Origin of the sequence: Corynebacterium sp. USCH3 (assembly GCF_037619475.1) — a bacterium.
Taxonomy (GTDB): domain Bacteria; phylum Actinomycetota; class Actinomycetes; order Mycobacteriales; family Mycobacteriaceae; genus Corynebacterium.
This window is the reverse complement of sequence record NZ_JAQPZT010000004.1, coordinates 113,016-138,424: the sequence shown is the minus strand read 5'-3', so window position 1 is coordinate 138,424 and position 25,409 is coordinate 113,016. Positions and strand designations below refer to the sequence as shown.

Genomic DNA, 25,409 nt, shown 5'->3' with positions numbered 1-25,409 from the left:
TGCCTCCTTCAGGCAAGGTGGATCCCCGGAACCCCGGACTTTCTTCCGGGGACTCTCTTCGGGGACTTTCTTCCGGGGAACCGGGCGGGGGGTCAGAAGGTTGCGGCGATGACCTCGGCGGTGCGGGTGACACCCCTGTTGGTCATGTGGACGGGAAGGTTGTAGCCGGAGACGTTCGTGGTGTCGATGACACCGGCGATCAGGCGGACATCATCGGGGGCGCATTCCCCGCGTCCAGCGGTGGCACCACGGATGTCGGCGAAGACGACGTTGTCGCGGGAGCGGGCGTTCACCAGCTCCTTGGACCAGTTGTGGATGTTGACCTCGGCGTCACGGATCCAGAAGGCCGGGATGCCGATGTCACCCGGGATCATCTCGACGTGGAGGAGGCACTGCTCGGCGGTGTCCGGCTTGGAGATCGTCGGGTAGTCGGCCACGGTGATCCGGGCGTTGGGGGCGGCACCCTTGATGCGGTTGATCGCGTCGTTCATGGCGCGGGTCCACAGGACCTTCTGCTCGGCGTAACGCTGGTTGAGGTTGAGGTAGGTGTCGGGCAGCCCGTTGGCCAGGACCTTGCCCATCAGCCAGCTGTAGGAGTCGTTGAACCCGAACTGGATGACGACGTTCGTGGTGCCGGCGTTGAGCGCCCTGTCCGCCAGCGCGTTGTCGATCTCCCCCTTCAGCGTCATCGCCGGTGCCGCGGGCGAGTACGCCATCGCACCGGGGCAGGAGTAGTCGCGGACGGTCAGTCCGGTCATCCGCCCGATCTGCCGCGGGGCGTTGGTCGAGGACTGACCACAACCGTGCGCGGTGTACTGCGACAACGGCGCGGCCACCCCGGTGTCGATCGGGATGCCGGCCTGCTCCGCCGCAGCCCGGACCTTCGCACCGACGGTCTCGGCCGGTGTCGGGTTCGACAGGTAGGAGTCGCCGAAGGTGACAAGGTTCCTCGCCGCCACCGTCTCCACCGCTTCGGCACGCGGAGCCGCCACGACCGTCCCTGCGGCGGCGACACTCCACGCCGCCACCACTGCGAGGGCGGCCCCCATCACCGTCTTCGTGCCACCTTTAATGCTTTTCGCCACTGCCGTACCTTCCGAAATGAAATAATGCCCAGAACGAAAATGAGACGCGGTTTCCGTTCATTTTCGCCAACGTGAGGGCAGGACGTTATCACAGTACGTGCAGATTCAATTGCCAGCGAACTTTACGGGGGGATATTTACGGGATATGGCACATTACTTTATTTCATGCCCCGTGCCGACATTCACTTATCGAGGGCCGGGTTATTTTATACAGGCTGAATTTTTCGCACGGTGATATTCCACGCACCGCCGTCACGCCCGCGACACCTCCCCCACCAACCGTTCCCACAATGCCGGGTCGAATGTCGTCGGCGAGACGTGCACCATGTGCCGCACCGCATTGTCGAGCTTCGCCCGCCACACCCGCAGGGCGCCGTCGACCTTGCCCGAGAGTAGGGCGTTGAGGATGTAGCGGTCGTCGCCGACGATGCGCTGCACCGCCGGGGTGTAGTCCAGCTGCAGCACGGAGATGAACATACGCAGGCGCAACGTGAGGGCGTGGAAGACGCGGGACGACTGCGGCAGGCCGCTGGCGTCGGCCAGTGTCTGCTGGAAGTGCAGGTCGGCCTGGTCGACGTCGGACGCGGTGCCGTGCTCGGCCGCCGCGACGACCGCACGCAGGGCGAGCTGGGGGGCCAGCATCTGCTGGCGCGTCCGTCCGGAGCACGCCCGCAGCAGGACCTGGCCGACCTGCAGCCGCGCGGCGTAGAGGTCGATGATGTCGCTGCCGGTGACCAGGGGCAACGCGAAGGCCCCTCCGCTGGCGGTGAGCAGACCGTCGTCCACCATGCGCCGCATCGCCGCACGCACCGTGGAGACCGGTATCTCCATGTGATTCGCCAACCGTGTGCTGGTCACCCGGTCGCCGGGACGGAACCCGGCGTTCATGATCTCCTTGCGCAGGGCGATCGCGATCTGCTCGGTGACCGATATTTCATTCTGAAGATGTCTCGGTGTCGCGCCGGTCCGCGCGTTGGACGGCGGGGGATACTCCGCCAGAGATAAGTAGTTTGAGTCAGAATCCGGGACATTTTTCCTCCGGAGCGCTCCCGGGGCGGCGGTGTCGGCCCGTTCCCACTGCAGTCCGTGCAGTCCGTGACCGACCGCGACGGACAGCTGCGCCAGCAGGTCCCCGGGGATCGCGTCCACGGTCGGCACGCAGGCGTCCAGTACCGCGGAGAGCTGCCCGAGGAAGCCGTCCCAGCTCTGCCCGCCCGGCTCCCACATCACCCGGACGACCCCGGCCGGCAGACTCTCCTCACCGGCGTCGAAGGACGCCTGACTCTGTGGCCACCCGGACACCCCGGCCACCCGCAGGGCCGCCATGACCGACGTCGCCCGCCGCTCCGACGACTGCCGCTCGCCGCTGCGCACACCCCGGTGACCGGCCTCGTCCCCGGCGGACTGCGTGTCCGGGTACTCCTCGAACAGCAGGGTCACCCGCGGGTACTCGACCCGGAAGCCGGTGATCCACAGTCCACCGGACACCGGGACGGTGTCCCCGCCTGCGGTCCCGCCGCGGAGCCGTCGCATCGCCCGGCTGACCACCGGCTGACTCAGCCCCGTCATCAACGCGATCCGACGGGTGGAGTAGTCCCGCCCGCCGACGCGTGGCCCCGCGGTGGCCAGGACCCCGGCGACGATCTCGTCCGCCACCTCCTGGATCCGCGGCCGCCCGCGGGGCGGTGGCTCGTTCGTGTCAACAGGAGCATCCGTACCCATAAGCGCATCCTGCCACAGCACCGGTCCCGTTAACCGATTTTTGACTCATAGTGTGGCCGTCACCGTAACTGGTACTCCCGGTGATGCAGGCGATACGCCGATACTCGACCAGTATCAGTGCCAACGATACCGACGCGACCGCGTACATCATCGATCAAGAACCGTTTCGAGGAGGACACCCATGACGACCGCGAATACCGCAGCTGACAAGGCAACACCCACCACCCCTGCGACCACCGACCACCTGGCTCCCCTCGCGGACGCCGCCGTCGCCAAGGTGACCGCCTGGCTCGAGGCCAGCCGGACCTCGAAGGTGAAGGCCAACCCTTCCGCCGAGCGTCTCTCCGCCGTCCTGTCGGACCCCAACGGTCTGGACTTCACCGTCGGCTTCGTCGACCGCGTCGTACGCACCGAGGACCAGCGCGCCGCCGGCCGCGCGCTGTCCGAGCTCGGCGCCATCATGCCCGACACCCTCAGTGCACTGGACAAGGCGCAGATCAGGATGGGTTCCGCCCTGGCCCCCGTCCTGCCGCAGGTCGTGGTCCCCGCCGCCCGCCAGCGCATCCGCTCCATGGTCGGCCACATGATCGTCGACGCCCGCGACAAGAAGTTCGGCAAGGCCGTCGCCGAACTCACCGCCGGTGGACACCGCCTGAACATCAACCTCCTCGGCGAGGCCGTGCTCGGTGAGAAGGAGGCCGACCACCACCTCGAGGAGACCCGCCGCCTGCTCGCCCGCGAGGACGTCGACTACGTCTCCATCAAGGCATCCTCCATCGCCTCGCGGATCAGCCTGTGGGGCTTCGACGAGACCGTCGACTACATCGTCGAGCGCCTCACCCCGCTCTACCTCGAGGCAGCCCGCGCCCCGAAGGGCTCCAAGTTCATCAACCTGGACATGGAGGAGTACCGCGACCTCACCCTGACCATCGCCGTCTTCCGTCGCCTGCTCAGCCTGCCGGAGACGAAGAACCTCGAGGCCGGCATCGTCCTGCAGGCCTACCTGCCCGACGCCCTCGGCGCGATCCAGGAACTCTCCGCCTTCGCCGACCAGCGCGTCTCCGACGGCGGCGCCGGCATCAAGGTCCGCCTGGTCAAGGGTGCCAACCTGGCCATGGAGACCGTGCACGCCGAGGTCGCCGACTGGCCGGTCACCACCTGCGGCTCCAAGCAGGCCACCGACGCCAACTACAAGCTCGTCCTGGACTGGACGATGCACCCGGAGAACATGCGCGGCCTGCGCCTCGGTGTCGCCGGCCACAACCTCTTCGACATCGCCTTCGCCCACCTGCTCTCCGTGGAGCGCGGCGTGACCGACCGGGTCGAGTTCGAGATGCTGCAGGGCATGGCCACCGAGCAGGCCGACGCCGTGAGCTCCGACGTGGGCCAACTGCTGCTCTACGTCCCCGCCGTGCGCCCCCAGGAGTTCGACGTCGCCATCTCCTACCTGGTGCGCCGCCTCGAGGAGAACGCCGCCAGCGCCAACTTCATGTCCGGTATCTTCGACCTGGAGCCCGGCAACGACATCTTCCGCCGCGAGGAGGCCCGCTTCCGCTCCTCCCTCGGTGACCTGTCCGGGATCCTCGACGCCGACGGCTACACCGCCCCGCTGCCGAACCACCGCCAGGACCGTGGCGCCGAGGTCGAGCCGTCCTCCGACGAGCTCGCCGCGTCCTACACCGCCGCGGACGGCGCCCTGCCGGCCTTCCGGAACGAGCCAGACACCGACCCGTCCCTGCCCGCGAACCAGCGCTGGGCCGCCGACGCGATCGCCACCTCCACCGGGGACGGTTGGCTGGAGGCGCAGACCGCGCCGACGATCGTCGCCGACGACGAGATCGACGCCCTGGTCACCTCCACCCGCGACGCCGCCGCCGAGTGGGCCGCGACCCCCGCCGCCGAGCGCGCCGCGATCCTCTACCGCACCGCCGACCTGCTCGCCGCCCGCCGCGGCCACCTGATCTCCATCGCCGCCGCCGAGGTCGGCAAGGCCGTCTCCCAGGCCGACACCGAGATCTCCGAGGCCATCGACTTCGCCCGCTACTACGCGCACTACGCGCTGGAGCTCGACGAGGTCTCCAACGCCCGCTTCACCCCGGACAAGGTCGTCCTGGTCACCCCGCCGTGGAACTTCCCGCTGGCCATCCCCGCCGGCTCCACCTTCGCCGCGCTCGCCGCCGGCGCCGCGGTGATCCACAAGCCGTCCAAGCCCACCCCGCACTGCTCCATGGCGATCCTCGACGCCCTGTGGGACGCCGGCGTCCCCCGCGAGGTCCTGCGTGGGGTGTACCCCGCCGACCGCACCGCCGGACGCAGCCTGGTGAGTCACCCGTCGGTGGACCGGGTGATCCTCACCGGCGCCTCCGAGACCGCCGCGATGTTCGAGTCCTGGCGCCCCGAGCTCAAGATCAACGCCGAGACCTCCGGCAAGAACGGCATCATCGTCACGCCCGCCGCCGACCGCGACCTCGCCGTGGCCGACATGGTGTACTCCGCCTTCGGTCACGCCGGCCAGAAGTGCTCGGCCGCCTCCCTGGGCATCCTCGTCGGCAGCGTGTACTCCTCGGAGCGGTTCCGCCGTCAGCTCGTCGACGCCGCGTCGTCGATGATCATCGACTGGCCGACCAACATGCGCGCCGACATGGGTCCGCTCACCGAGCTGCCGAGCGACAAGCTCGAGCGCGCCCTGACCACCCTGGAGGACGGCGAGAGCTGGCTGCTCAAGCCGCGCCAGCTCGACGACACCGGCCGCCTGTGGTCGCCGGGCATCAAGGACGGCGTGAAGCCGGGCTCGTTCTTCCACCTCACCGAGGTCTTCGGCCCGGTGCTCGGTCTGATGAAGGCCGATGACCTGGATGAGGCCATCACCCTGCAGAACGCCACCGACTTCGGTCTGACCGGCGGCATCCAGAGCCTCGACCCCGCCGAGGTCCGCACCTGGGTGGAGCGCATCGAGGTCGGCAACGCCTACGTCAACCGCGGCATCACCGGCGCGATCGTGCAGCGTCAGTCCTTCGGCGGCTGGAAGCAGTCGTCGGTGGGCCTGGGCTCCAAGGCCGGTGGGCCGAACTACGTGATGCTCATGGGCAGCTGGGCGGACGAGACCTCCCCGGCCGGTGCCGTCCCGACCGGCTCCGCGCCCGTCGACGGCTACATCGCCGAACTGCAGCGCACCGGTGCCCTGTCCGACGCCGACGCCGCCTGGCTCGCCGAGGCGGGACGCTCCGACATCGAGGCGTGGGAGTCCGAGTTCGGCACCCCGCGCGACGTCACCGGGCTGACCGCGGAGGCGAACATCTTCCGCTACCGTCCGGCCCACGTCGTACTGCGCATCAGCGCCGACGCCCGCCCGGTCGAGGTCGCCCGCGCCGTCATCGCCGCCCACCGCACCGGTTCCCCGGTCCGCGTCGTCGTGGACCCCGCCGTGAGCTCCGAGGTGTCGGACGTGCTGGCCGCCTCCTCCCGTCTCGGCGTCGGCGCGCAGCCGGTGACCGCCGACGACGATTCCTTCGCCACCCGCCTGTCCGCCGGTGTGCTGGACGACGGTGTCGGTGCCCGGGTGCGTGTCATCGGCACGCGGAACCCGGAGACCCTGGAGAAGCTCGCGGACCGTCCCGAGGTGTGCCTGCTCAACGACGAGGTCACCGCCTCCGGCCGGGTCGAGCTGCGCCTGTGGCTCAAGGAGCAGGCCGTCTCCATGACGCTGCACCGCTTCGGTAACCCGAGCACCGAGTTCCACGCGCTCGCCGACGAGATCCGGCGAGGGTAGGTTCCGGGGCCTGGCCCGCCCCCTCCCGCCGGGTCAGGCGCACGGGACAGATCTCGCACCCCAGCAGATGCTTATTCAGATCTGACCTGGGGTTTTCGTCGTTTCAGGCGCTTAAGGGGTGCGATATGTGACCAGGGCGGCCCCGCGGAATACCCACGCGGGCACCGGCGTTGACGTGGGAATGAACATCGACATCTGGTCCGACGTCGCCTGCCCCTGGTGCTACATCGGCAAGCGCCGGTTCGAATCCGCCCTCGCCGCCTTTCCCCACCGTGACGAGGTCACCGTGACCTGGCACTCTTACCAGCTCGACCCGACCCTCCCCGAGCATGACGACCGCTCCGAGGCGGAGTACCTCTCCGCCACCAAGGAGATGCCGGTCGACCAGGTCCGGCAGATGTTCGACCACGTCACCGGGCAGGCCGCCGCGGAGGGGCTGGATTACGACTTCGACTCACTGGTCGTCGCCAACTCCATGAAGGCCCACCAGCTGATCCAGCTGGCCAAGGACGCTGAGGGACCTGAGGGGACAGCGGTGACCGACGCCGTCGAGGAGGCCCTGTTCCGCGCCCACTTCGAGGGCGGCGAGGACATCGGCGCCGCGGAGGTCCTGACGCGTATCGGTGTCGCCGCCGGACTGGCCGCCGAGGACGTCACCGCCGAACTCCAGGACGGGTCCCGGATCCCCGCGGTGCAGGCCGACGTCCGACGCGCGGCGTCCCTCGGGCTGAACTCGGTCCCCACCTTCGTGCTCGACATGGAACTCGCCGTGCCCGGCGCGCAACCCGTCGAGGTGTTCACCCGCGCCCTGGAGCAGCAGTGGGAACGCTCCCACCCGGCACCGGCGACCATTCCGACGGTCCCCGGCGCCCGGGACGACTCCTCCTGTGGGCCGGACGGTTGCCAGCTGTAGCTACTCCTGCTTCTTGCGTCCTGTGCCGTCCTTGCCGCGGATGAAGATCAGGCTGGCGAGCGCGCCGACCACCGCGAGGATGGCGGCGATGATGAAGATGCCGTGCAGGCCGTCGATGAAGAATCCGAGGGTGTCGCGGGCGAACTCCGGCGACATCTTCGCGATCTCCTGGAACAGGCCGCCCTCGGCGGCGTCACGGAGCTGACCCTCCATCGCCGGTGGCATGCCCGGCGGGAACTGCATGCCGTCGATGCCCACGTTGACTCGGTCGGAGAGGTACGCGCCGTAGACCGCCACACCGAAGGCGGTACCCAACGGCAGCGCCGTGTTCGCCAGTCCGGTGGCCATACCGGTGCGTTCGGACGGCACCACCGCCACCGCCAGCGACATCACGTGCGGCAGCATCAGACCGGTACCGGCGCCCAGCACCAGGTACATCGGCAGCAGGTCGGCCCACCCGGAGTCGACGTCCATCATCAGGCCCAGCATCAGCCCACCGGCGACGACCAGCATGCCCACCGCCTGGACCACACCGACCGGCACCCAGCGCACCAGGGCGATCCCCACCGCGGAGAACACCACCATCGGCACGGCCAGGGCGCTGGAGACGTAGCCGATCTCCAGGGCGGAGAGGCCGATCTGCCCGGCGAGCCACAGGATGAGGAAGGGCATCATGCCGAAGCTGAACATGCGGGAGGCGAAGGCGTTGAAGGTGACCGTGGCGAACGACGGGATCCGGAAGAGCCGGAAGTCGACCATCGCACGCTCGCGCTTGGACAGCTCGAACAGGACCAGGGCGGCGAAGAGCAGTACACCCGCGGCGAGGGCGGCGATGATGACCTCGCTGGTCCAGCCCTGCTCCTGGCCGTCGATGATGCCGTAGTTCACCAGCACCAGCGAGACGATGATGAGCACGATCGCCCACGGTGAGATACGTGCACCAGGTGTCGCGCCGACCCCGTCCTGGCGGGCGGCGCGACGCGCCTCGCGCTCCTCGCGGTGCAGGTCGGGGATGAACACCAGGGTGGCGATCATGACGATGATGCCGATGGGGATGTTGATCGCGAAGATCCACTCCCAGGTCCCGGTCTCCACGAGCGCACCGCCGACCAGGGGCCCGAAGGCACTGGCGGCGCCGCCGATGCCCATCATCGCCGCGACCGAGCGCGTGCGCTTCGCCGAGGACGTCGGGTCGTCCGGGTCGAAGGCGTCGGCGAGCAGCGGGGTGCACGTCCCGAAGACCAGCGCGCCACCGGCACCCTGCAACGCACGGAAGGCGATGATCCCGGCCTCCGAACCGGTCAGCACACACCCGACCGACGCCCCCAGGAACAGGACGTGGCCGATGAGGAAGATGCGACGTCGGCCGATGATGTCCGACAGGCTCGCCGCGGCGAGCATGAGGGAGGCGAAGGTCAGGCTGTAGGCGTTGATGACCCACTGGGCACCGGACAGCGACAGGCCCAGGTCCGCGGTGATCGACGGCAGGGCGACCAGGACGATGGTGATGTCGATGGTCATCATCACCGTCGACAGTGCCGCGACGGTCAGGCTCCACCCCACGGGACGCGGGGCCGGCAGCCGGTGCCGTCCGGCGGGCCGTCGGGGTGTCGTCCGTGAGGCTGTCCGGGGAGCCGCGGCAGAGGGCACCGGGGAATTCGCAGTCATCCTCCTACTGTATCGGAGGCGAACCACCACCCCTGCCGCTTCTCCCTGAGAGTCCCTCCGGTAGCCAGACCGACCATTAGTGGTTAGCATGACCAACGAGAAACACAAACGCCTCTCTCCACTCTCCCACTCTCCCGACCTACCTCTCCCCCGCTCTCCCTCATCCCCTCCCCTGCACCCCTCACCCCTCTCCCTCTCTCCACCGCCCCGTCGCCGTCGCGTCGGGCCGAACAAGGTGATTCACCGTGATCCTCGGCAATGCATCAACCGACCCCTCACCCCCGTACACCGGGACGTCCCGCCCCCGTGGCAGCACCAGCGTCCAGCGCATCTCCCGCGCCCTGGACCGGCGTCAGGACCGCCACCTGCAGCGCAAGTGGTACTTCATCGCCTCCGACGCGCTGGCGATCTTCGCCGCCACCTTCCTCGCCAACGCGCTGAGCCTCTACCTGTGGAAACCCCTGGGCTGGGCACTCGTGGAGGAGTTCTTCTCCCTGCGCAGCCTCGGGATGACCACGCTGCTGACGATGTGCTGGGTCGTCGCGATCACCGTGTGCCGTGGCTACAGCCACCAGGCCCGGGCGTTCCCGTCGATCGGACGGGAATGCGTCCTCAAGGGCTCCCTCGTCTACGCCGCGACCGTGGCGTGCGTGGACGCCCTGACGAACTACGGCCTGTTCCGTCAGTTCGCGTTGATGGCGCTGCCCGCCGGGCTGGTGCTGATGACCGTCACCCGTCACCTCGCACGCCGCTACACCGCGCGCTTCCGCTCGGACCTGCAGCGCCAGTTCCTGGTGATCGGCAACGTCTCCGACATCAACAAGCTGCTGTGCACCTCCTGGCACGAGAACAACACCCCGAAGGACACCGCACCGGGATGTTCAGAGCACGCTGGGCCCACAGGGCACACTGGGCACGCCGGCTGGATCCACGCGATCCTGGTGACCGACCCGCACAACCGTGACAAGTTGGCCGACACCGGCGACGTCCCGATCAACTCACTGTGCATCGACGAGTCCTTCTCGAACGAGGATTTCGTGGCCACCGCCGCCGGCTACAACTGCGACGCGGTGTGGGTCGCCTCCCTGGCGGAGTTCGGGCACCGCAACCTGCGTCGGCTGTCCTGGCACCTGGACCGGTTGAACATGCGGCTCTACCTCGACCCGATGATCGAGGGCATCGCCGGCACCCGCCTGAACGTGGTGCCCTTCGGCCCGAGCCACACCCTCTACGTCGACCGTCCGCGGTTCAACGCGGCCAACGGCCTGTCCAAGCGGCTCTTCGACATCGCCGTCTCGGCGTTCGCCCTGGTGGCGGTCTCCCCGATCCTCGCGGTCACCGCGTTGGCGATCAAGCTCGAGGACGGCGGCCCGGTCTTCTACGTCAGCGACCGCATCGGCTACCGCGGGCAGTCGTTCCGCATCTTCAAGTTCCGCAGCATGCACACCGACGCCGACGAACGCCTGCAGAAGCTGCGCGACGAGGTCGGTGCGGACGGCCTGTTCAAGATGAAGGACGACCCCCGGGTCACCCGCGTCGGGAAGTTCATCAGGAAGACCAGCATCGACGAACTCCCGCAGTTCCTCAACGCCCTGATCGGCACGATGAGCGTCGTCGGCCCCCGCCCGCACCTGCAGCACGAGGTGGACGCCTTCGGCGACGACATGCGCATGCGCATGGAGGTCCGCCCGGGCATCACCGGCCTGTGGCAGGTGTCGGGCCGTTCGGACCTGACACCGACCCAGGCGGAGAAGCTGGACCTGTACTACGTGGACAACTGGTCGCTGGCACTGGACGTCCGCACGATCCTGCAGACCGTGCGCGCGGTCGTGCTGTCGAGGGGGGCGTACTAGATGACCACGATCCTGCACGTCACCGACTGTTTCGACGGCGGGGTGGCCACCGCGGTCAACCAGTACGCCCGGCTGACCCCGGAGTACCGGCACCTGCTGCTGGCCAACAACACCCGCAGCGCCGCGCCGACCGCCGCCCGCGCACCCGGCGCCTTCGAGGTGGACGAGTCGCTGCCGGCGTCCCCGGCCTCCGCGGTCTCCGCGGTGCGCCGCGCCGTCGCCGACCACCGTCCCGACGTGGTCCACGCCCACTCGAGTTTCGCCGGCGCCTACACCCGCATCGCGCGCTCACTGGACCTGGTCACCGACCTGGTCGCCCCGGGCCGCCGTGCGCGGCCGGTGGTGTACACCCCGCACAGCTTCGCCTTCGAACGCGCCGACATCCCCGCCTGGAAACGCCGGGCCTTCCGCACGATGGAACGTTCCCTGCACCCCCTGACCACCGTCGGCGCGTCCTGCGCGCAGTGGGAGGGCGAGCTGATGGCTGGCCTCGGCCGCGCACCGGTGGTCGTCGTACCCAATGCGCTGATGGACGACCACCCCGCGGTGCCGGGGAGCTGGTCGCCACCGGAGACCGAGCACCCCGTCGTCGGCGTGGTCTCACGCGTGACACCGCAGCGCGACCCGGCGTTCTTCGCCGCGACCGCACGGCTGATCCGCCGACAGGTCCCCGGTGCCCGGTTCGTGTGGATCGGCGACAGCGACGGCAAAGGGGACGGCAAAGACTCCTCACTGGTCACTGTCCTCGCCGACGCCGGCGTCGAGGTGACCGGCTGGTTGTCCGGCGAGGACCTGCGCCGACGGGTCGCCAGACTGTCGCTGATCATCCACACCGCCCGGTGGGACGGCTTCCCGATGGCCGTCCTCGAGGCCCGCCGCATCGGCGTCCCGCTGCTGGTGCGTGACATCCCGTCGCTACGGGAGTGCCCCGCCACCGCCCGGTTCGACTCACCGCAGGACGCCGCGGCGAAGGCGGTGACGATCCTGCGGGACCGCCACGACCCCTCGCACTGGGCCGGGCTCGACGCCTCCCACACCCCCGAGCGCCAGCACGCGGCACTCACCGAGGCCTACGCGCTGGCGCTCGACCTCGCCGGACGATCCCCCCGGAAGGAGGACGCATGACAGAACGACAACCCACCGGTCCCCACACCGGTGCCACCGCTGGTGCCCCCACCGGTGCACGACGCTCCCCCCTGGAGTCGCCGGTGGTCGTCTCCGTCCTCCTCGGTGCGGCGGCGATCGTCATCGGACTGGTCGCACGGGCGACGGTCACCGGACGGTTCGGCGGTTTCGGCAACGACGCGGCCGCTATCCGGGAGATCATGACCTCGCCGTTCAGTGCGATGGACCTGGGCTACGGGTCGTACTCGGTGATCGCCGAGTTCTACACCGTGCTCGGCATGGAGGACACGCCGACCGCCGCGTCGGTCTTCGGCGCGGTGATCGGTTCCACGGCACTGGGCATCGTGCTCATCCGCGTGGGCGGTGTGCACGCCGGGAAGGTCTCCCTGGTGCTGGCCCTGGCCACCCCGGTGCTCATCGGTCTCTACCAGGCGACCTACACCAAGGAGATCCTGATCTCCCTGGGCATGATCGTGATCGTGCTGATGCCGATGAACCTCGTCGGGGAGATCGTGGTCGTCGCCGCCCTGGCACTGCTCGGCACCGAGTACCGCACGTACTGGTCGATCGTCGCGGTCGTGTACGTGGTGCTGCGGCTCCTGATGGCCCGACGGACCTCGCTGCGGGGCCGCCGTATCACCGCGACACCGTGGCGGGTGTTGCGCATCCTCGCGCTGCTGAGCGCCGTCGCGGGGCTGGCGGTGTGGATCGGAGCCGGCGAGCCGGCGGACTACTTCCGCACCTCGGTCAACGAGGGCGAGATCCGGCAGGCGACGACGGGGTCGATCATCGCCCGGTTCATCGACCTGCCGGAGCCCCTCGGCGGGGTGGTGAACGTGGTGTTGACCACCATGTTCTTCATCGTCCCGCTGCCGATGATCGCGAAGTTCTCCCCGTACTACCTGGTCATCGGCCTGGTGTTCGCCCTGATCTGGATCAGCGCGGTGTCCGCGGCGACAGCGGCCGGCCGTGCCTCCGGACAGGACCGGGTTCCGGTGCGTGACCGACGGATGATGGCCCGCTTCGCGGCGGTGCCACTGGCCTTCCTCGTGGTCCAGGGACTCTTCGAACCGGACTGGGGGTCGGCACTGCGCCACGCCACCCCGATGGTGCCGCTGATCGTCGGTGCCGTCGCACTCGCCGAACGGCACCGGCACCGGCACCGGAGAGCATCCGCGGCGCAGAACACAGACACACGTAACAGAACAAGCAGAACAAGCAACAGGACAAGGACCTCCATGACCACCCCCTTCTCATCAGAGCAGAACCATCTCGCCACGTACCTGGGGTATCTCCGCAAGTCCTTCTGGATGCTCGTCATCGGCGCCCTCGTCGGCGGCCTTCTCGGCTGGGGCGTCTCGGCCCTGATGACGAAGCACTACACCGCCACCTCACAGCTCTACGTGGGGGCGGCGAACACCGGCAACTCCACCGACGCCTACCGTGGCACCCTGCTCAGCCAGAGCCAGGTCGGCACCTATGCCGAGATCGCCACCAGCCGGGCACTCGGTGAACGGGTCGCCGAGGACCTCAACCTCGACGAGTCGCCGGCCGACGTCGCGTCCATGCTGACCGCCGGCGCCAACCGCGACACCGTGATCCTCAACATCAACGCCGTCGCCGACGACGCGGAGCTCGCCCGGGACCTCGCGAACTCCGCGTCGGCCCAGCTGACGACCATGGTCGCCGAGCTCAACACCACCACCGCCCCCGGCGGCGCGTCCAGCGCCCCGCAGCTGGCGCCCCTCAACGACGCGTTGACCCCGGAATCCCCGTCCACCCCGAAGACCCTGCAGAACGTGGGCCTCGGCCTCGCCGCCGGCCTGGTCATCGGCCTGGTCGCCGCGGTTGTCCGTGGGATGACCGACCGCCGGATCCGCGAGGACCGGGTGATCACCGGTATCGTCGGTGCCCCCTCGGTCGGCACGATCAGCACCAGCGACAACCTGTCCGGCGCCGCCGGTTCCTCCGGCTCGGCCGGCTCGACCGCCTCGACCGCCTCAGCGACGTCCGCCAGCTCCCACGTCCTCGACTTCTCCGCCGCCCCGGTCATCGCGGCCGAGCAGTTCCGTGAACTGCGCACGAACCTGCGCTTCCTCGACGTCGACAACCCCCCGACGGTGATCGCCGTGACCAGCGGCATGCCCGGTGAAGGAAAGTCGACGCTGGCCACCAACCTCGCCCTCGCCCTCGCCGACGACGGCGAACGGGTCTGCCTCGTCGACGCCGACCTGCGTCGTCCCCGCGTCGCCGAGTACCTCGACGGCGACCTGCAGTCCGAGGTCGGCCTGTCCACCGTGCTGTCCGGCGCGGCCGAGGTCGACGACATCCTGCAGGACTCCGGACGCGACGGCCTGTCGGTCATCACGTCCGGCCCGCAGCCGCCGAACCCCGCCGAGCTGCTCGGCTCCCGGCGGTTCCGTGACCTGCTCGCCGACCTGGACTCCCGGTACGACTACGTCGTCATCGACGCCTCCCCGGTCATCCCCGTCACCGACGCCGCACTCGTCGCCTCCGCCGCGGACGGCGTCATCCTCGCCGTGCGGCACGCGCACACCACCGTCGACCAGCTCACCCGGACGAACAGCAACCTCACCCAGGTCAGTGCCCACATCCTGGGCACCGTGTTCACCATGACCCCGAAGGCCGAGGGCAAGGGCTACTACCGCAACGGGTACGGCTACGGCTACGGCAACACCGCCTCCGCCGTCCGCGCCGCCGGCACCACCGCCACCACAGGCACCACCGACTCCGGTCGTGACGCCGCCGCGCGGGAGACGGTGGGAGCGGAGCGCTGAGCCCCTCCCCGGGGCGCCGGTGGCCCTCACTGCTGCGCATGGGCCCCGCCCTGTTCGGCCAGGGACTCAACTTCCTGGCGATGCTCCTGCCGGTCGTCGGGCAGGAGACCGGGCAGCTGGCCTACCTCATGCTGCCGCTGGCACTGGCCACGGTGCTGTCGCGGACCTCCGTGCTCGGGTTCCACAGCCGGTACCTCACGCTGGCAGGTCCGCTGCAGCGCACCGCGACGTCGGTGTCCCTGGGGACGCTGGTGCTGACCACCCTGTGCTGCGCAGGTGCCGCGGGAGTCCTCGCCGCCACCGGCGCCACCGCGGCGGCCGTCGTCGCCGGGTGGACGGCGCTGCTCGTCCTCACCAACGGGGTCTACGTCATGGCGGTCGCCGTGGCGACCCAGGAACAGCGGATGGGCGTCTACTCCACCGCACGGCTGGTCTACGGGATCGTGAACGTGCTGGTGACCGTCGGGGTGGTGTTCGTCGTCCCGTTCCAGGCCGGGCTCGTCGTCGCCGCGGTCGTGAACCCCCTCGTCGGCGCGACGTTGATCCTGACCCGTACCCGCAACCGGCTGGTCACCGTGTTCGTCGGCGACCTGCCCCGGATCGTGGACCGGGACCACCGCGCCTATCTGGCGGTGTCCTCCCGTGCCACCGGTGCGACGCTGGTGTCGGAGTGCGGTTTCCAGATCCAGGGCTTCCTCACCCCGTTCCTCGGCCAGTACCAGGAGATCTGGGCTGTCGTCGTCCGGCTGACCGGAGGCTTCGGGTCGCTGGCCCAGCAGGTCATCGCCCCGTCACTGGAGGCGAGGATCGCCGCGGCGATCCGGGACGGGGACACCCCCCTCACCCGACGCTGGTGCCGGATCTGCGCCGCCGGCGGCCTGGTGCTCGGCGTCCTGTGCGCCGTGGTGCAGACCGGGGCGCTGGTCCTCGCCCTCCCGGAGGACGACGCCCTGACCCCGCCGGTCCTCACCGCCACCGCCGTGTTCTGTGTGGCGTCGCTGGCGACGAACCTGTCGGTGAAGATTCCCCTGATGAAGGGCCACGACCGGGGATTCCTCGTGTGGTCGGTCGGACGTCTCGTGCCGCTGGTCGCCCTGGTGGCCACCTCCGGTGCCGTCCTGTTGGGGGGCATCGTGGTGGTGCAGACGCTCGCCGCGGTGGCGTTCCTGGCGATCGCACTGCGCCCGGTGCGGCGCCCCGACACCGGCACCTCACGTACGGTGGACTCCACAGGCCGTTGACTCAGCGGCCGCCGTACCGCCGAAGGGACCGCCATGAGGAAATCCGCACTGACCGTCCTCCCCGCGGCCGTCGCCGCCGCGCTCGTCGTGTCCGCCTGCAGCGCAGGTGACCGGACAGACGCCCCGTCGAGTTCACGCACGGCGACGACCCCGGTGGCCGAGACTGAACAGGTGCCAGAGCAGGTCGCAGAGCCGGTGCCCGACACGGTCGTGGTCCACCGTCCCGGGATGCTCGACACCGCCCTCACCGCCGGGGACGTTCCCGCCTGGCCCGGACCCGACCCCGCCGAATTCCTGGAGCCGGACCCGCCGTCCGGCGAGCGCGGCACCATCAGCGGGGACGAGGCCGCCGAGATGTACCGGGCGGCGCAGGAAAACCCGGGGACACTCCTTCCGGACGGCCAGTCACCCCGCGACATCACCGACGCGGTCTGGTGGCTCGGTGACGAGGCACAGTGGCTGGTCGTCGAACCACGGTGGTGACCTGCCCCTACCGGGACGCGGCGTCGACCAGTGCCCCGAAGTCCCCACGGACCAGGTCGGCGACGGAGTCCCGCGTCGTCACCGCCCCGCCGCCGACGATGCTGACGCGTTCGAGGATCTCGTCGGCGGTGAGGTCGGGCCGGTACTCCAGCACCGAGCCGAGGTCGCCGTACCAGTCGAACTGGCCGCTGAACTTCCCCACGTAGCCGATGCCCACGGTGGGCACGCCACTGCTCAACGCGGCCACACAGGCGTGCATCCGTGCCGAGACGCAGTGGTCGGCGGCGGCGATGGCCGCCTTGGCCTCCGCGGCCGTGGCGGGAACGGTCAGCGTGGCCTCGACCCCCACCTCGCCCAGGGCGTCGACGATACGGCGGCCCAGGGCCACGTCACCGACGCTGTCACGGATGTCGTGCACGACGACCTCGACGGGACGGTGGTCGCCGTTCTCCCGCATGCTGCGCCCGAGGTCCCGCCACAGCGCGACGAGGTGCCCGGTGCCGACGCCGTACATGCCGCCGAGGTGGGCGTTCGGGACGAAGACCACCGGTGCCGCCGCCGGGGCACCGGTGGCACCGCTGGCACCGACCGGGCGGGACGCGGGCGGCAGCAGCGCCGCGATGTCGGGGGTGCAGGGCACCGTCCGACCGAGGAGGTCGGCCGCCCGCTGCGCCGAGAGGCTGTCGCGGGCCCGCACCACCACCGCCGGATCCAGACTCCGGAGGATGCGCCCCGCCGCCGGATGGACCGTGGTCGGCAGGCTGAAGTTCACCAGCGCCGCCGGGTGGCCTGCCGCGGCCGCCACGTTCAGCATCCGGACCCGGGTCGCCAGCAACGCCAGTTCGTAGTCGCCGGCGAGCGTGTCCGCCCCGATGACCACCAGCGGTCCGGAGCCGAGTTCCCGCACGGTCGTGGCGGTCGGCACGGTGCCCCGTCCGGACGTCAGGTCACTCAGTGGCAGGACGCCGACGTCCCCCGGCACCAGGTGACGCCACGGGGCCGCGTCACCGGGGACCACCAGGTCCACACCGGTGTCGGCACCGGCGTCGGCCAGCAGCCCGGACAGGGAGGACGCGGCGACCAGACCCATGGCCTCGTCGCCGAAGGACCCGTGGGAGGCGGGCAGCACCACCCGGACCCGTCGGGCACCGTCCGCCGCCCGTGAGTCGGGACGCGCCCGGGGCAGCGGACGGTGAGAGTTGAGGAGGCTGACGAGGCGCTGGCCGGCCCACTTGACCTGTGCCACGGTCCGCTCCCGGCGCGACGGGGGTGGCGTCTGTGCAGACTGTGCTGACTGTGCTGGCTGTGCACCGGCCCGGATCAGGGACGCCAGATCAGACCAGTCGGGCTGTTCCGCCAGCCGGGTGATCGCGCCGGAGGACAGCGCGCGGTAGCGGGCGGGGTCGGTGAGCAGGCTCTCGATCCCGTCGGCGACGGCCTCGGGGGTGGTGTCGGCGGTGACGACGCCGAACCCGGCGACCTGGTCGGGAATCGCGCCGACCGGGGTCGCCACACACGGCACCGCGTGCGCCAGTGCCAGAGTCACCGGGCCGGACTGGCTGGCCTCGGTGTACGGCAGGAGCATGATGTCGAAGCCCCGGACGACGTCCGTGACCTCGTCCTCGGGGATCCACCGGTTGTCCCAGGTGGCGTAGCCGCCGAGCGGGGTGTCACGCAGACGTTCCTCCGGGCCTGAACCGATGATCCTCAGTTCACACGCCGGGGCCCCCCGCTCCTGCAGGATGCGCATCGCCGCCAGGGCGACGTCGATGCCCTTGTACTTCTGCAGGCGTCCGAACAGGCCGATGACCGGCACCCCGCCGTCGGTACCCGGCAGCTCCCGCGGGGTGGTCGCGGCGTCCTGCAGGTCGAACGGCGGGTGACTGCCCGTCGTCACCGGCACATCCACCTGCTCGGCGACGATGCCGGTCACCGCGTCGGAGAAGGTGACGATCCGGTCGGCCCGGCGCAGTTCGTTGCGCCGACCGAGGGACTGCACCCGGCTCCCCTCGCCGGGGTGCGCGGAGGCGTCGTGGATGCAGGAGACGTACTCGACGTCCCGCGGTACCAGCAGAGGAAGCGCGAGCGACTGGTAGACGCTCTCCATCACGCACACGACCCGCTCGATGCGGTGGCGGCGGATCCACCGCCGCAGCCGGAGGGAGTTCAGCACCAGACGGGGCAGGCCGAGGACCACCCCGGCCGTCGAGTTGTAGGTCGGCACGGGGAACGCGGGTACGCCACCACGCGCCTGGGCGGCGAAACGTGGCGCGATCTCGGCGTCCGGATTGTAGGAGAGGAAGGAGGGGACCCGGGACGCTGCGGACGTGGCGGAAGCCCGGACAGGCTGGTCGGCGGGGCCGACCCGGAGAGTCTCTGCAGTCCGGTCCCCGTCGACAAGGTCGGCGAGGAATCGGGGGCCGCCACCGGTGCGACCCCAGTGGACCCAGAGTGTCCTGGCTTCCGACGGCAGGGTGAGGGACCTGTCGACGTTGGTCATGCCAGTCATTGTAGGGGGTATTCACGTTGCCCGCTCCGTGGAGCCTGCCTAGGATGAATGTCTCTCCGCTACACCCCTCACACCCCCTGTAGGACACGTCGATGACCTCCAACAAGATCCGGCAGGAGACTGCCGTGGCGTCCGGCCACGCCTCCGGCCCCACCTCCGATCCCCCGTCCCGCAACCTCCCGGTCGACACCCTCCGCGGTGTCGCCTGCCTGCTCCTGGTGACCTTCCACGTGATCGGTTACGGCCCGACCGACGGCATCCAGGTGTCCGACGACAGTGCCTTCCGCTACTACACCGAGTCCGTGGACTACCTGCGTATGCCGTTGTTCACCCTGCTCTCCGGCCTGGTCTACGCCTGGCGCCCGCTGACCTCCGTCGGCCGGTACCCGGGGTTCATGCGCAAGAAGGCACGACGGCTGCTGGTCCCCTACGTCACCTTCGTCCCCGCGATCGGGCTCACCCAGTACGTGCTGCCCGACGCCGGGAACTCCCGGAGCCTGGAACCGGTCCAGTGGCTGCTGTACTCACTGAACCCCTACTGGTTCCTGCTCACCACCTTCTGGCTGTTCGCCGTGGTCGCGCTCCTGGACTCGTGGAACCTGCTGTCGAGCCGACTGTCCTTCGGCGTGCTGTTCCTCGCCTCGGTGGGCGTCGTCCTCGTCGTGCACACCGAGTCCTTCCGGTTCCTCCAGTGGGGCCAGGCGCTGTCCCTCGCACCGTTCTTCCTCGCCGGCGTGGCGCTCACCCGGTTCTCGCTGATCCCCCGGACGACCCGGGGGCGTCTCGTGGCCACCGTCCTGCTGGTCGCGGCGGTGGTCGCCGTCCAGCTGGCCCTCAACGGGGTGTTCCCGGGGGCCGCGGCAGGCGCCGGACCAGACGGCGGGACAGACTCCGGGTACGACTCGCGGCACAGCGTCGTCGGTATCAGCATCGGCATCCTGTTCCCCATGGTGTTCCTCGGATGGTCGCTGTCGAGTCGCCCGCTGGCCTGGATCGGCGGCTACTCCTCCGGCATCTTCCTGCTGCACTCCTTCGCCGTCGGTGCCTGCCATGCGGTGACCGCGGCGGTGGGGGTCACCGCCCCACCGGTCATGTTCCTCGTCTCCTCCATCGGCGGGGTGGCGTTGTCGATCCTGGGCGTCACCGTGTTGCGCCGGTTCCGCGTCGGAAAGATCATCCTCGGCGAGAACACCGGGAGGACGCCCCGATGAACATCCTGTTCGTGTGCACCGGGAACATCTGCCGGTCACCGGTCGCCGAGTACCTCCTGCGCGACGCCCTCAGTCACCGTGGGACGGACCCCGTCCCCGTCCCAGTGGGCATCTCGGTCGGCAGCGCCGGGACGTCCGGCATGACCGGCTACCCGATGGACCCCCGCTCGACGGCCTTCCTCGACAGCCACCGGATCGACGGGGCGGACTTCACCGCACGGCGGGTGAGCCGTCCACTGCTCCAAGCAGCGGACCTGGTGGTCGGGCTGGAGAAGGCCCACGTGGACCACTGCCTGCGCATCGCCCCCACCACGATGAAACGGACCTTCCGCCTCCACCAGCTCGCCGAATGGCACCGCAGCGGGGCCCTGACCTCCCTGACACAACTGCCCCACGTCCGCCACAGCCTGCCCAGGGTTCAGCACGACCACCGCGACCCGGTGGGCTTCAGGTCACCGGAGGCCTACAACGACCTCCTGCAGGACGTCGCAGGGGACGTCACCGAACTCGCCGACCTGCTCACCCACTGATGGCGGGGTCAGCACCACCGGTGCGTCGGGCCCACCGGTTCCGGCGGGTACGGCGGGTGCGGCAGGTCGTCGTCATGATCCTGGCGTTCGTGGTGTGCCTGTGGGGCTGGTTCGCCGTGACGAAGATCTACCTGCCCCGACTCGACCCCCTTCCCGCCGACGTCGACGTGCTGATGCAGGTCGGCGGTGCCAAACCCGAGGACGTCACGGCCGCTCGGCACCTCGCCCAGGACCGCGCCATCGCCGACCTCGTGATCTCCGTCCCCACCGGGGTGCAGAGCTTCCGCGACGCCTGGTGCGCCCCTCTCGCCGGCGTCCGCGTGCACTGCTTCACCCCCGACCCGTCCACCACGCGCGGGGAGGCGCAGGAGTTCGCGCGCCTGGCGCAACGCAACAACTGGACGTCCGCCATGGTCCTGGCCACCGGACGTGAACACGTCGAGCGGGTCCGGCTGTACGTCACACGGTGCTGGGACGGGGACCTGTCGGTGAACCGTCCCGCCACCTCGCGGTCCATGGTCAACCACCTCAAGCAGGCCGGCTACCAGACCGCCGGATGGGGGCGTGCCATGAAGACCCGCGACTGCTGACCCTGTCCGGTAACGTCGAGGGCGCTTTCCCCTCACTACGGCTCCTCACCCTCACCCCTCACTCTCTCCCGTCTCCTCCAAGGATCCACCATGTCCGCCTCTCCTGAACCCGACTCCCCCTCCCGTCCGGCCCCTCCGTCCCGTCCCCCGCGGGTCGCCTGGATCGACACCGTCAAAGGCGCCGCCATCCTGCTGGTGGTCGTCATGCACGTCGCCACCGCCGCAGTCGACCAGTCCTGGTACGACCCCCGCGTCCTCGACGCGATGTCGCCGCTGCGCACGGTCCGCATGCCACTGTTCTTCGCCATGGCCGGCTACTTCTTCCTGCGGAGAATCGACCGCCCGTGGCGCTGGCAGGTACAGAACCGCCTCGGCCCGTTCCTGTGGCTCTTCCTCCTGTGGAGCGCACTCTGGAGCCTGTCCGCCCAGGTGTTCCCCTGGAACGACGCCGAGTACACACCGCTGCACCTGCTCGAGGTACCCCTCGACCCGACGTACGGCCCGTGGTTCATCTACGCGCTGGCCCTCTACTACGCCGCCGTGAAACTGATGCGCCCGCTGCCGTTGTGGCTGCAGTTCACCGTCGGCGCCGCCATCTCGCTGCCGGTGGCGTTCGACTGGGTCAGCGTCGACAACTTCGCCTGGGAACGCACCCTGACCCACCTCGTGGTGTTCCAGTTCGGGGTGTACGGACACCGGATCATCGCTGCCGTCGCCGATCGCGCCTCCGCACTGTGGCTCGTCGCCGTGGGCGGGGCCTGGGCCGTCGGCATCGGGGCGGTGACCGTGACCGGCGTCGGACTGTCGTCCGTGTGCTGGCTTCCGTTGACTGCCCTGGGGATGGCCTCCGGCATCATCGCGGCCACCCTGATCGCCCGCCACCTGCCCTGGCTGCACCTGGACTGGTTCGGCCGGAACACCCTCCCGGTGTACCTGCTGCACCTGCCGGTCCTCGGGGTCCTGCTCGCCTACGACCCCGACCTGACGTCGACCCCGGTGACTGCGGCGGCGGGAACCCTGGTGCTGACCGTCCTCACCGTCGCCGGGACGCTCGTCGTCTGGCAGATCCTGCGCCCGGTGCCGGGCCTGTTCATCGCACCGTGGCCCGGCGAGGGTGCGAACACCCGTCCCTCCCGGTCTTCCCGGCCGGAACCGCCAACGACAACCCGACCGGCGGAGGAGGCACAGGGCGGCACCGTTACGGATGTGTTTCCGCGAAGTTGACGATTCATGACAGAAAGGTAAGCCAAGCGTGTACTCGCTGAAGTTGCACCCCCGGAAGAAATTGTTCTCCGGCGACGTAACGAAGTCGCCGGAAAAACGATAGGGCACCTGTACTGGAAGAACGCTGTCAATGTCCGCGGGGGGCGGCCAGCGGGTAGCCACCTGACTACCCCCAAAGCACCATTTATGCCGTTGCAGATGACCACCTGGCCTGCCTATCTTCATGTCACGCCAGCAACGAGCATCCGGTAACCCCCGGTTCTCTCCCCGCTCCGGTCTCCGCCGCTGGCACACACCTCAACGGTTCGCCGCCAGCCCATCCCGGACACACCCCTCACGCCCACGCCGCACCTCTCCTCTCCTCACCCGGTGCCGCGCGTGGAAACCGTCCGGACTCTCTCCCTCCGAGGCCGGGCGGCGTGACACATGAGAACAGTCGGGCCCGCCACCGGAGCACCCTCCGGTGGCGGGCCCGACTGTGTGCCGGGGCCCCACCGCCTGCCCCGGGGGGAGGCAACCATGTGGGGGCGGTCCCGGAGCGGAAAAACACCCTCACGTGGTCGTCCGGCCGAGGGTTCGCGCCCGGAGGCCGGCACAGAAAACACAGGAAAAGGGGCCTGCAGGTGACAGAACGTCACGTGCAGGCCCCGGTGAAACAGGTGGTACAGAGCGTCAGATCACAGACCGCCGAGCAGCAGGTGGAGAAGATCGCCGACGATAGCAACAAGACCAGCAACAAGACCCATGATGATTCTCCTTATGAGGGATGAACGAGCCCCCGGCATTCCCGGGGAACTGGGTACCAATCTAGGAGCGCCGTGTCACCGTCCTGTTTCCCGCGGACTACGGTTCCGTAAGGAGTGCTACAGGCCGACCCGGGGCAGAACACCGGCCCGTGCCTGTCAGCCGCTGCAGCTCACGATGGGTGCCGGGTCGTACACCGTGGTCGTGGTGTCCCGGGAGAGCACGCCGCCGTTGAGGTCACGCACCGTCCGGGTGTCGGTCACGGTGAAGCCGCGGGCGCCCGAGGACGGCGAGCAGTTGTCGCCGGAGAGCTCGATGCGCTGCGGGTCGGTGTAGTTCGTCCGCGGGCCGGTGTCGGACTCGACCTCGACCTCCTTGACCCCGCGCAGGTCCACCGTCAGCGAGCTGGAGTCCGCCCGGGCCTCGATCAGCACCGGGGTGTCGAAGGTGTTCTTGAACTGCAGGTCAATCGCGCCCTCGAAGACCGTGGCCTCGCGTCCGGCGGGGTAGCGGTCGATGTAGTAGGAGTGCGGCGTGTGCGCCACGTCCTCCATGCCGGCGAAGTAGGACGCGTTGTACAAGGTGGTGGCGAACTGGCTGATACCACCGCCGACGGCCTTGTCGGCGTGACCGTCCTGGATGATGCCCGCCTCGACGTAGCCCTGCGCCTCACCACGCGGCCCGGTGTAGCCGTTGAGGCTGAACGTCTCGCCCGGCAGGACGATCGCGCCGTCCACCTGCTCGGCGACTCGGCGGATGTTGACCCCGGAGTCGTCGGCGAAACCGCCGGAGGTGAAGCTGCCGACCACGTCGTCGAAGCTGGCGCGCTCGGCCATCTCCGTGGTGTACGTCGCCTTCTTCTCCTCGTAGGTCACCTCGTGACGCCGCTCACCGGTGTCGAGGAGCTTCTCCTCGATCGGATCGAGGGTCTTCTCCCAGTCGATGAGCACACCGTCCTGCGACGGGGTGACGTCCAGGTTGCGCCCGGTTCCGGTGAACCCGGCGTTGCGCAGTTCGACCTCGGTGTCTCCGAGCTGTCCGTCGAGGATCTCGAGGGCGGCGTCGCGGTTCCAGTCGACGCGGAAGGCCCCGTTCTCCGGGGTGAAGGTGACGATGCGCCCCATGTCGGCGGGACGCAGCACCCCGTCGGTGTCGTCCCGTCCGGCGAAGACCACGTCACCGTCGGTGACCTTGTCCACGACCTCCTCGACGGCGTCGTCGGCGGCGTCGCGTCGGACGTCGGCCTCGGTGACATCGGCGTCGACGTCGACCCGCCGCTGGTCGTTGAGCCAGTGGTCCTTGACCGCGGTACGCACCTCGTCGGTGTCGACGGTCTGCCCGGCGACGTCGTCGACGATGTCGGCCGCGCCGGCGTCGTCGATGGACAGCTCAGCGTTCTCCGGGTCGCGGGTCAGGTCCTGCTCGACCCGGGCGAGGGTGCGGTCCAGCAGTTCGTCGTTGTACGCGCTGACCGTGCCGACCTCACGCTGCTGGAAGAAGCTCATCACCCGGGTGACCGGGTTCAACGGCTGCTGACCGGCCTGGTCGACCGTCGCCGCCCAGTCGATGGACAGACCCGACTGCGCCGGGTCGAGCGTGGTCGACATGTCGCCGGCGGCGACCTGGACCTCGGCGCGGGCACCGTCCTCCAACTGGTTCTTCAGCCTCGCCTCAGCCTGGGGCTTGGACATCGACCCCACGTCGATGCCACCGACGGTCACGCCGCGGGGCACGTTGCCCTCGGTCATGATGATGTCGGTGGCGTACAGGATCCCCCCGAGACCGACGATGCCCGCGACCGTCCACACCGGCCACAGACGACGCTTCCGCCGGTGCTTGCTGCCCTGGGAACCCCACTGGTCGTCCGACGGGCCCGTCGGTCCTGTGGGGTTGCTGGCGCTGGAATTACTACTGCTCACGCTCTTCACAATAACCGGTGGATAT

17 protein-coding genes are annotated in these 25,409 nt (G+C 69.5%); 12 read left to right on the top strand and 5 right to left on the bottom strand.

What is annotated here, in order from left to right:
• Positions 1-92 precede the first annotated feature (92 nt).
• Positions 93-1,085, bottom strand: coding sequence for a hypothetical protein (locus PQI66_RS09670; RefSeq protein WP_339997886.1), 993 nt, complete (start codon positions 1,083-1,085; stop codon positions 93-95).
• Between the two features lie 252 nt (positions 1,086-1,337).
• Complete coding sequence (locus PQI66_RS09665; protein ID WP_339997884.1) at positions 1,338-2,741, bottom strand: GntR family transcriptional regulator; 1,404 nt, start codon at positions 2,739-2,741, stop codon at positions 1,338-1,340.
• 247 nt (positions 2,742-2,988) lie between these two features.
• Here PQI66_RS09665 and PQI66_RS09660 point away from each other — a divergent pair, with 247 nt between their 5' ends.
• On the top strand, positions 2,989-6,576 hold the full coding sequence (locus tag PQI66_RS09660) for a bifunctional proline dehydrogenase/L-glutamate gamma-semialdehyde dehydrogenase (RefSeq protein ID WP_339997882.1): 3,588 nt from the start codon (positions 2,989-2,991) through the stop codon (positions 6,574-6,576).
• A 181-nt stretch (positions 6,577-6,757) separates the two neighbouring features.
• Positions 6,758-7,489, top strand: a complete 732-nt coding sequence (locus tag PQI66_RS09655; protein ID WP_339997880.1) for a DsbA family oxidoreductase — start codon at positions 6,758-6,760, stop codon at positions 7,487-7,489.
• Here PQI66_RS09655 and PQI66_RS09650 read toward each other — a convergent pair whose 3' ends face one another.
• Positions 7,490-9,157, bottom strand: a complete 1,668-nt coding sequence (locus PQI66_RS09650) for an MFS transporter (protein WP_339997878.1) — start codon at positions 9,155-9,157, stop codon at positions 7,490-7,492.
• A gap of 245 nt (positions 9,158-9,402) precedes the next feature.
• Here PQI66_RS09650 and PQI66_RS09645 point away from each other — a divergent pair, with 245 nt between their 5' ends.
• The 5 genes from PQI66_RS09645 to PQI66_RS09625 are packed head-to-tail and all read left to right on the top strand — an operon-like array spanning position 9,403 to position 16,657.
• Positions 9,403-11,010: a sugar transferase gene (locus PQI66_RS09645; protein WP_339997876.1), complete on the top strand. Its 1,608-nt coding sequence runs from the start codon at positions 9,403-9,405 to the stop codon at positions 11,008-11,010.
• Positions 11,011-12,135: a glycosyltransferase gene (locus tag PQI66_RS09640; RefSeq protein ID WP_339997874.1), complete on the top strand. Its 1,125-nt coding sequence runs from the start codon at positions 11,011-11,013 to the stop codon at positions 12,133-12,135. It abuts the gene before it with no gap.
• Positions 12,132-14,933, top strand: coding sequence for a polysaccharide biosynthesis tyrosine autokinase (locus PQI66_RS09635; RefSeq protein WP_339997872.1), 2,802 nt, complete (start codon positions 12,132-12,134; stop codon positions 14,931-14,933). The genes PQI66_RS09640 and PQI66_RS09635 overlap by 4 nt, the downstream gene beginning before the upstream one ends.
• Positions 14,934-14,971: 38 nt before the next feature.
• Positions 14,972-16,174 carry a hypothetical protein gene (locus tag PQI66_RS09630; RefSeq protein WP_339997870.1) on the top strand — a complete coding sequence of 401 codons (1,203 nt, stop codon included), beginning with the start codon at positions 14,972-14,974 and terminating at the stop codon, positions 16,172-16,174.
• Between the two features lie 33 nt (positions 16,175-16,207).
• The gene (locus PQI66_RS09625; RefSeq protein ID WP_339997869.1) at positions 16,208-16,657 is read left to right on the top strand and encodes a hypothetical protein; all 450 of its coding nucleotides are present in this window, start codon (positions 16,208-16,210) and stop codon (positions 16,655-16,657) included.
• Between the two features lie 7 nt (positions 16,658-16,664).
• On the opposite strand, the gene PQI66_RS09620 is transcribed toward PQI66_RS09625, so the two are convergent.
• Positions 16,665-19,157, bottom strand: coding sequence for a glycosyltransferase (locus tag PQI66_RS09620; RefSeq protein WP_339997868.1), 2,493 nt, complete (start codon positions 19,155-19,157; stop codon positions 16,665-16,667).
• A 101-nt stretch (positions 19,158-19,258) separates the two neighbouring features.
• On the opposite strand from PQI66_RS09620, the gene PQI66_RS09615 reads away from it, so the two are divergent.
• From PQI66_RS09615 to PQI66_RS09595, 5 genes are all read left to right on the top strand, one after another.
• A complete protein-coding gene (locus PQI66_RS09615) occupies positions 19,259-20,377 on the top strand; it encodes an acyltransferase (RefSeq protein WP_339997866.1) in 1,119 nt (372 codons plus the stop codon).
• Complete coding sequence (locus PQI66_RS09610; protein WP_339997864.1) at positions 20,374-20,907, top strand: arsenate reductase/protein-tyrosine-phosphatase family protein; 534 nt, start codon at positions 20,374-20,376, stop codon at positions 20,905-20,907. The genes PQI66_RS09615 and PQI66_RS09610 overlap by 4 nt, the downstream gene beginning before the upstream one ends.
• Positions 20,907-21,497 carry a hypothetical protein gene (locus PQI66_RS09605; protein WP_339997863.1) on the top strand — a complete coding sequence of 197 codons (591 nt, stop codon included), beginning with the start codon at positions 20,907-20,909 and terminating at the stop codon, positions 21,495-21,497. The genes PQI66_RS09610 and PQI66_RS09605 overlap by 1 nt, the downstream gene beginning before the upstream one ends.
• Before the next feature lie 90 nt (positions 21,498-21,587).
• Positions 21,588-22,721 carry an acyltransferase gene (locus PQI66_RS09600; RefSeq protein WP_339997861.1) on the top strand — a complete coding sequence of 378 codons (1,134 nt, stop codon included), beginning with the start codon at positions 21,588-21,590 and terminating at the stop codon, positions 22,719-22,721.
• Between the two features lie 623 nt (positions 22,722-23,344).
• Positions 23,345-23,491: a hypothetical protein gene (locus PQI66_RS09595; RefSeq protein WP_339997859.1), complete on the top strand. Its 147-nt coding sequence runs from the start codon at positions 23,345-23,347 to the stop codon at positions 23,489-23,491.
• 132 nt (positions 23,492-23,623) lie between these two features.
• On the opposite strand, the gene PQI66_RS09590 is transcribed toward PQI66_RS09595, so the two are convergent.
• Positions 23,624-25,393: a VanW family protein gene (locus PQI66_RS09590; protein ID WP_445228022.1), complete on the bottom strand. Its 1,770-nt coding sequence runs from the start codon at positions 25,391-25,393 to the stop codon at positions 23,624-23,626.
• Between the last annotated feature and the right edge of the window lie 16 nt (positions 25,394-25,409).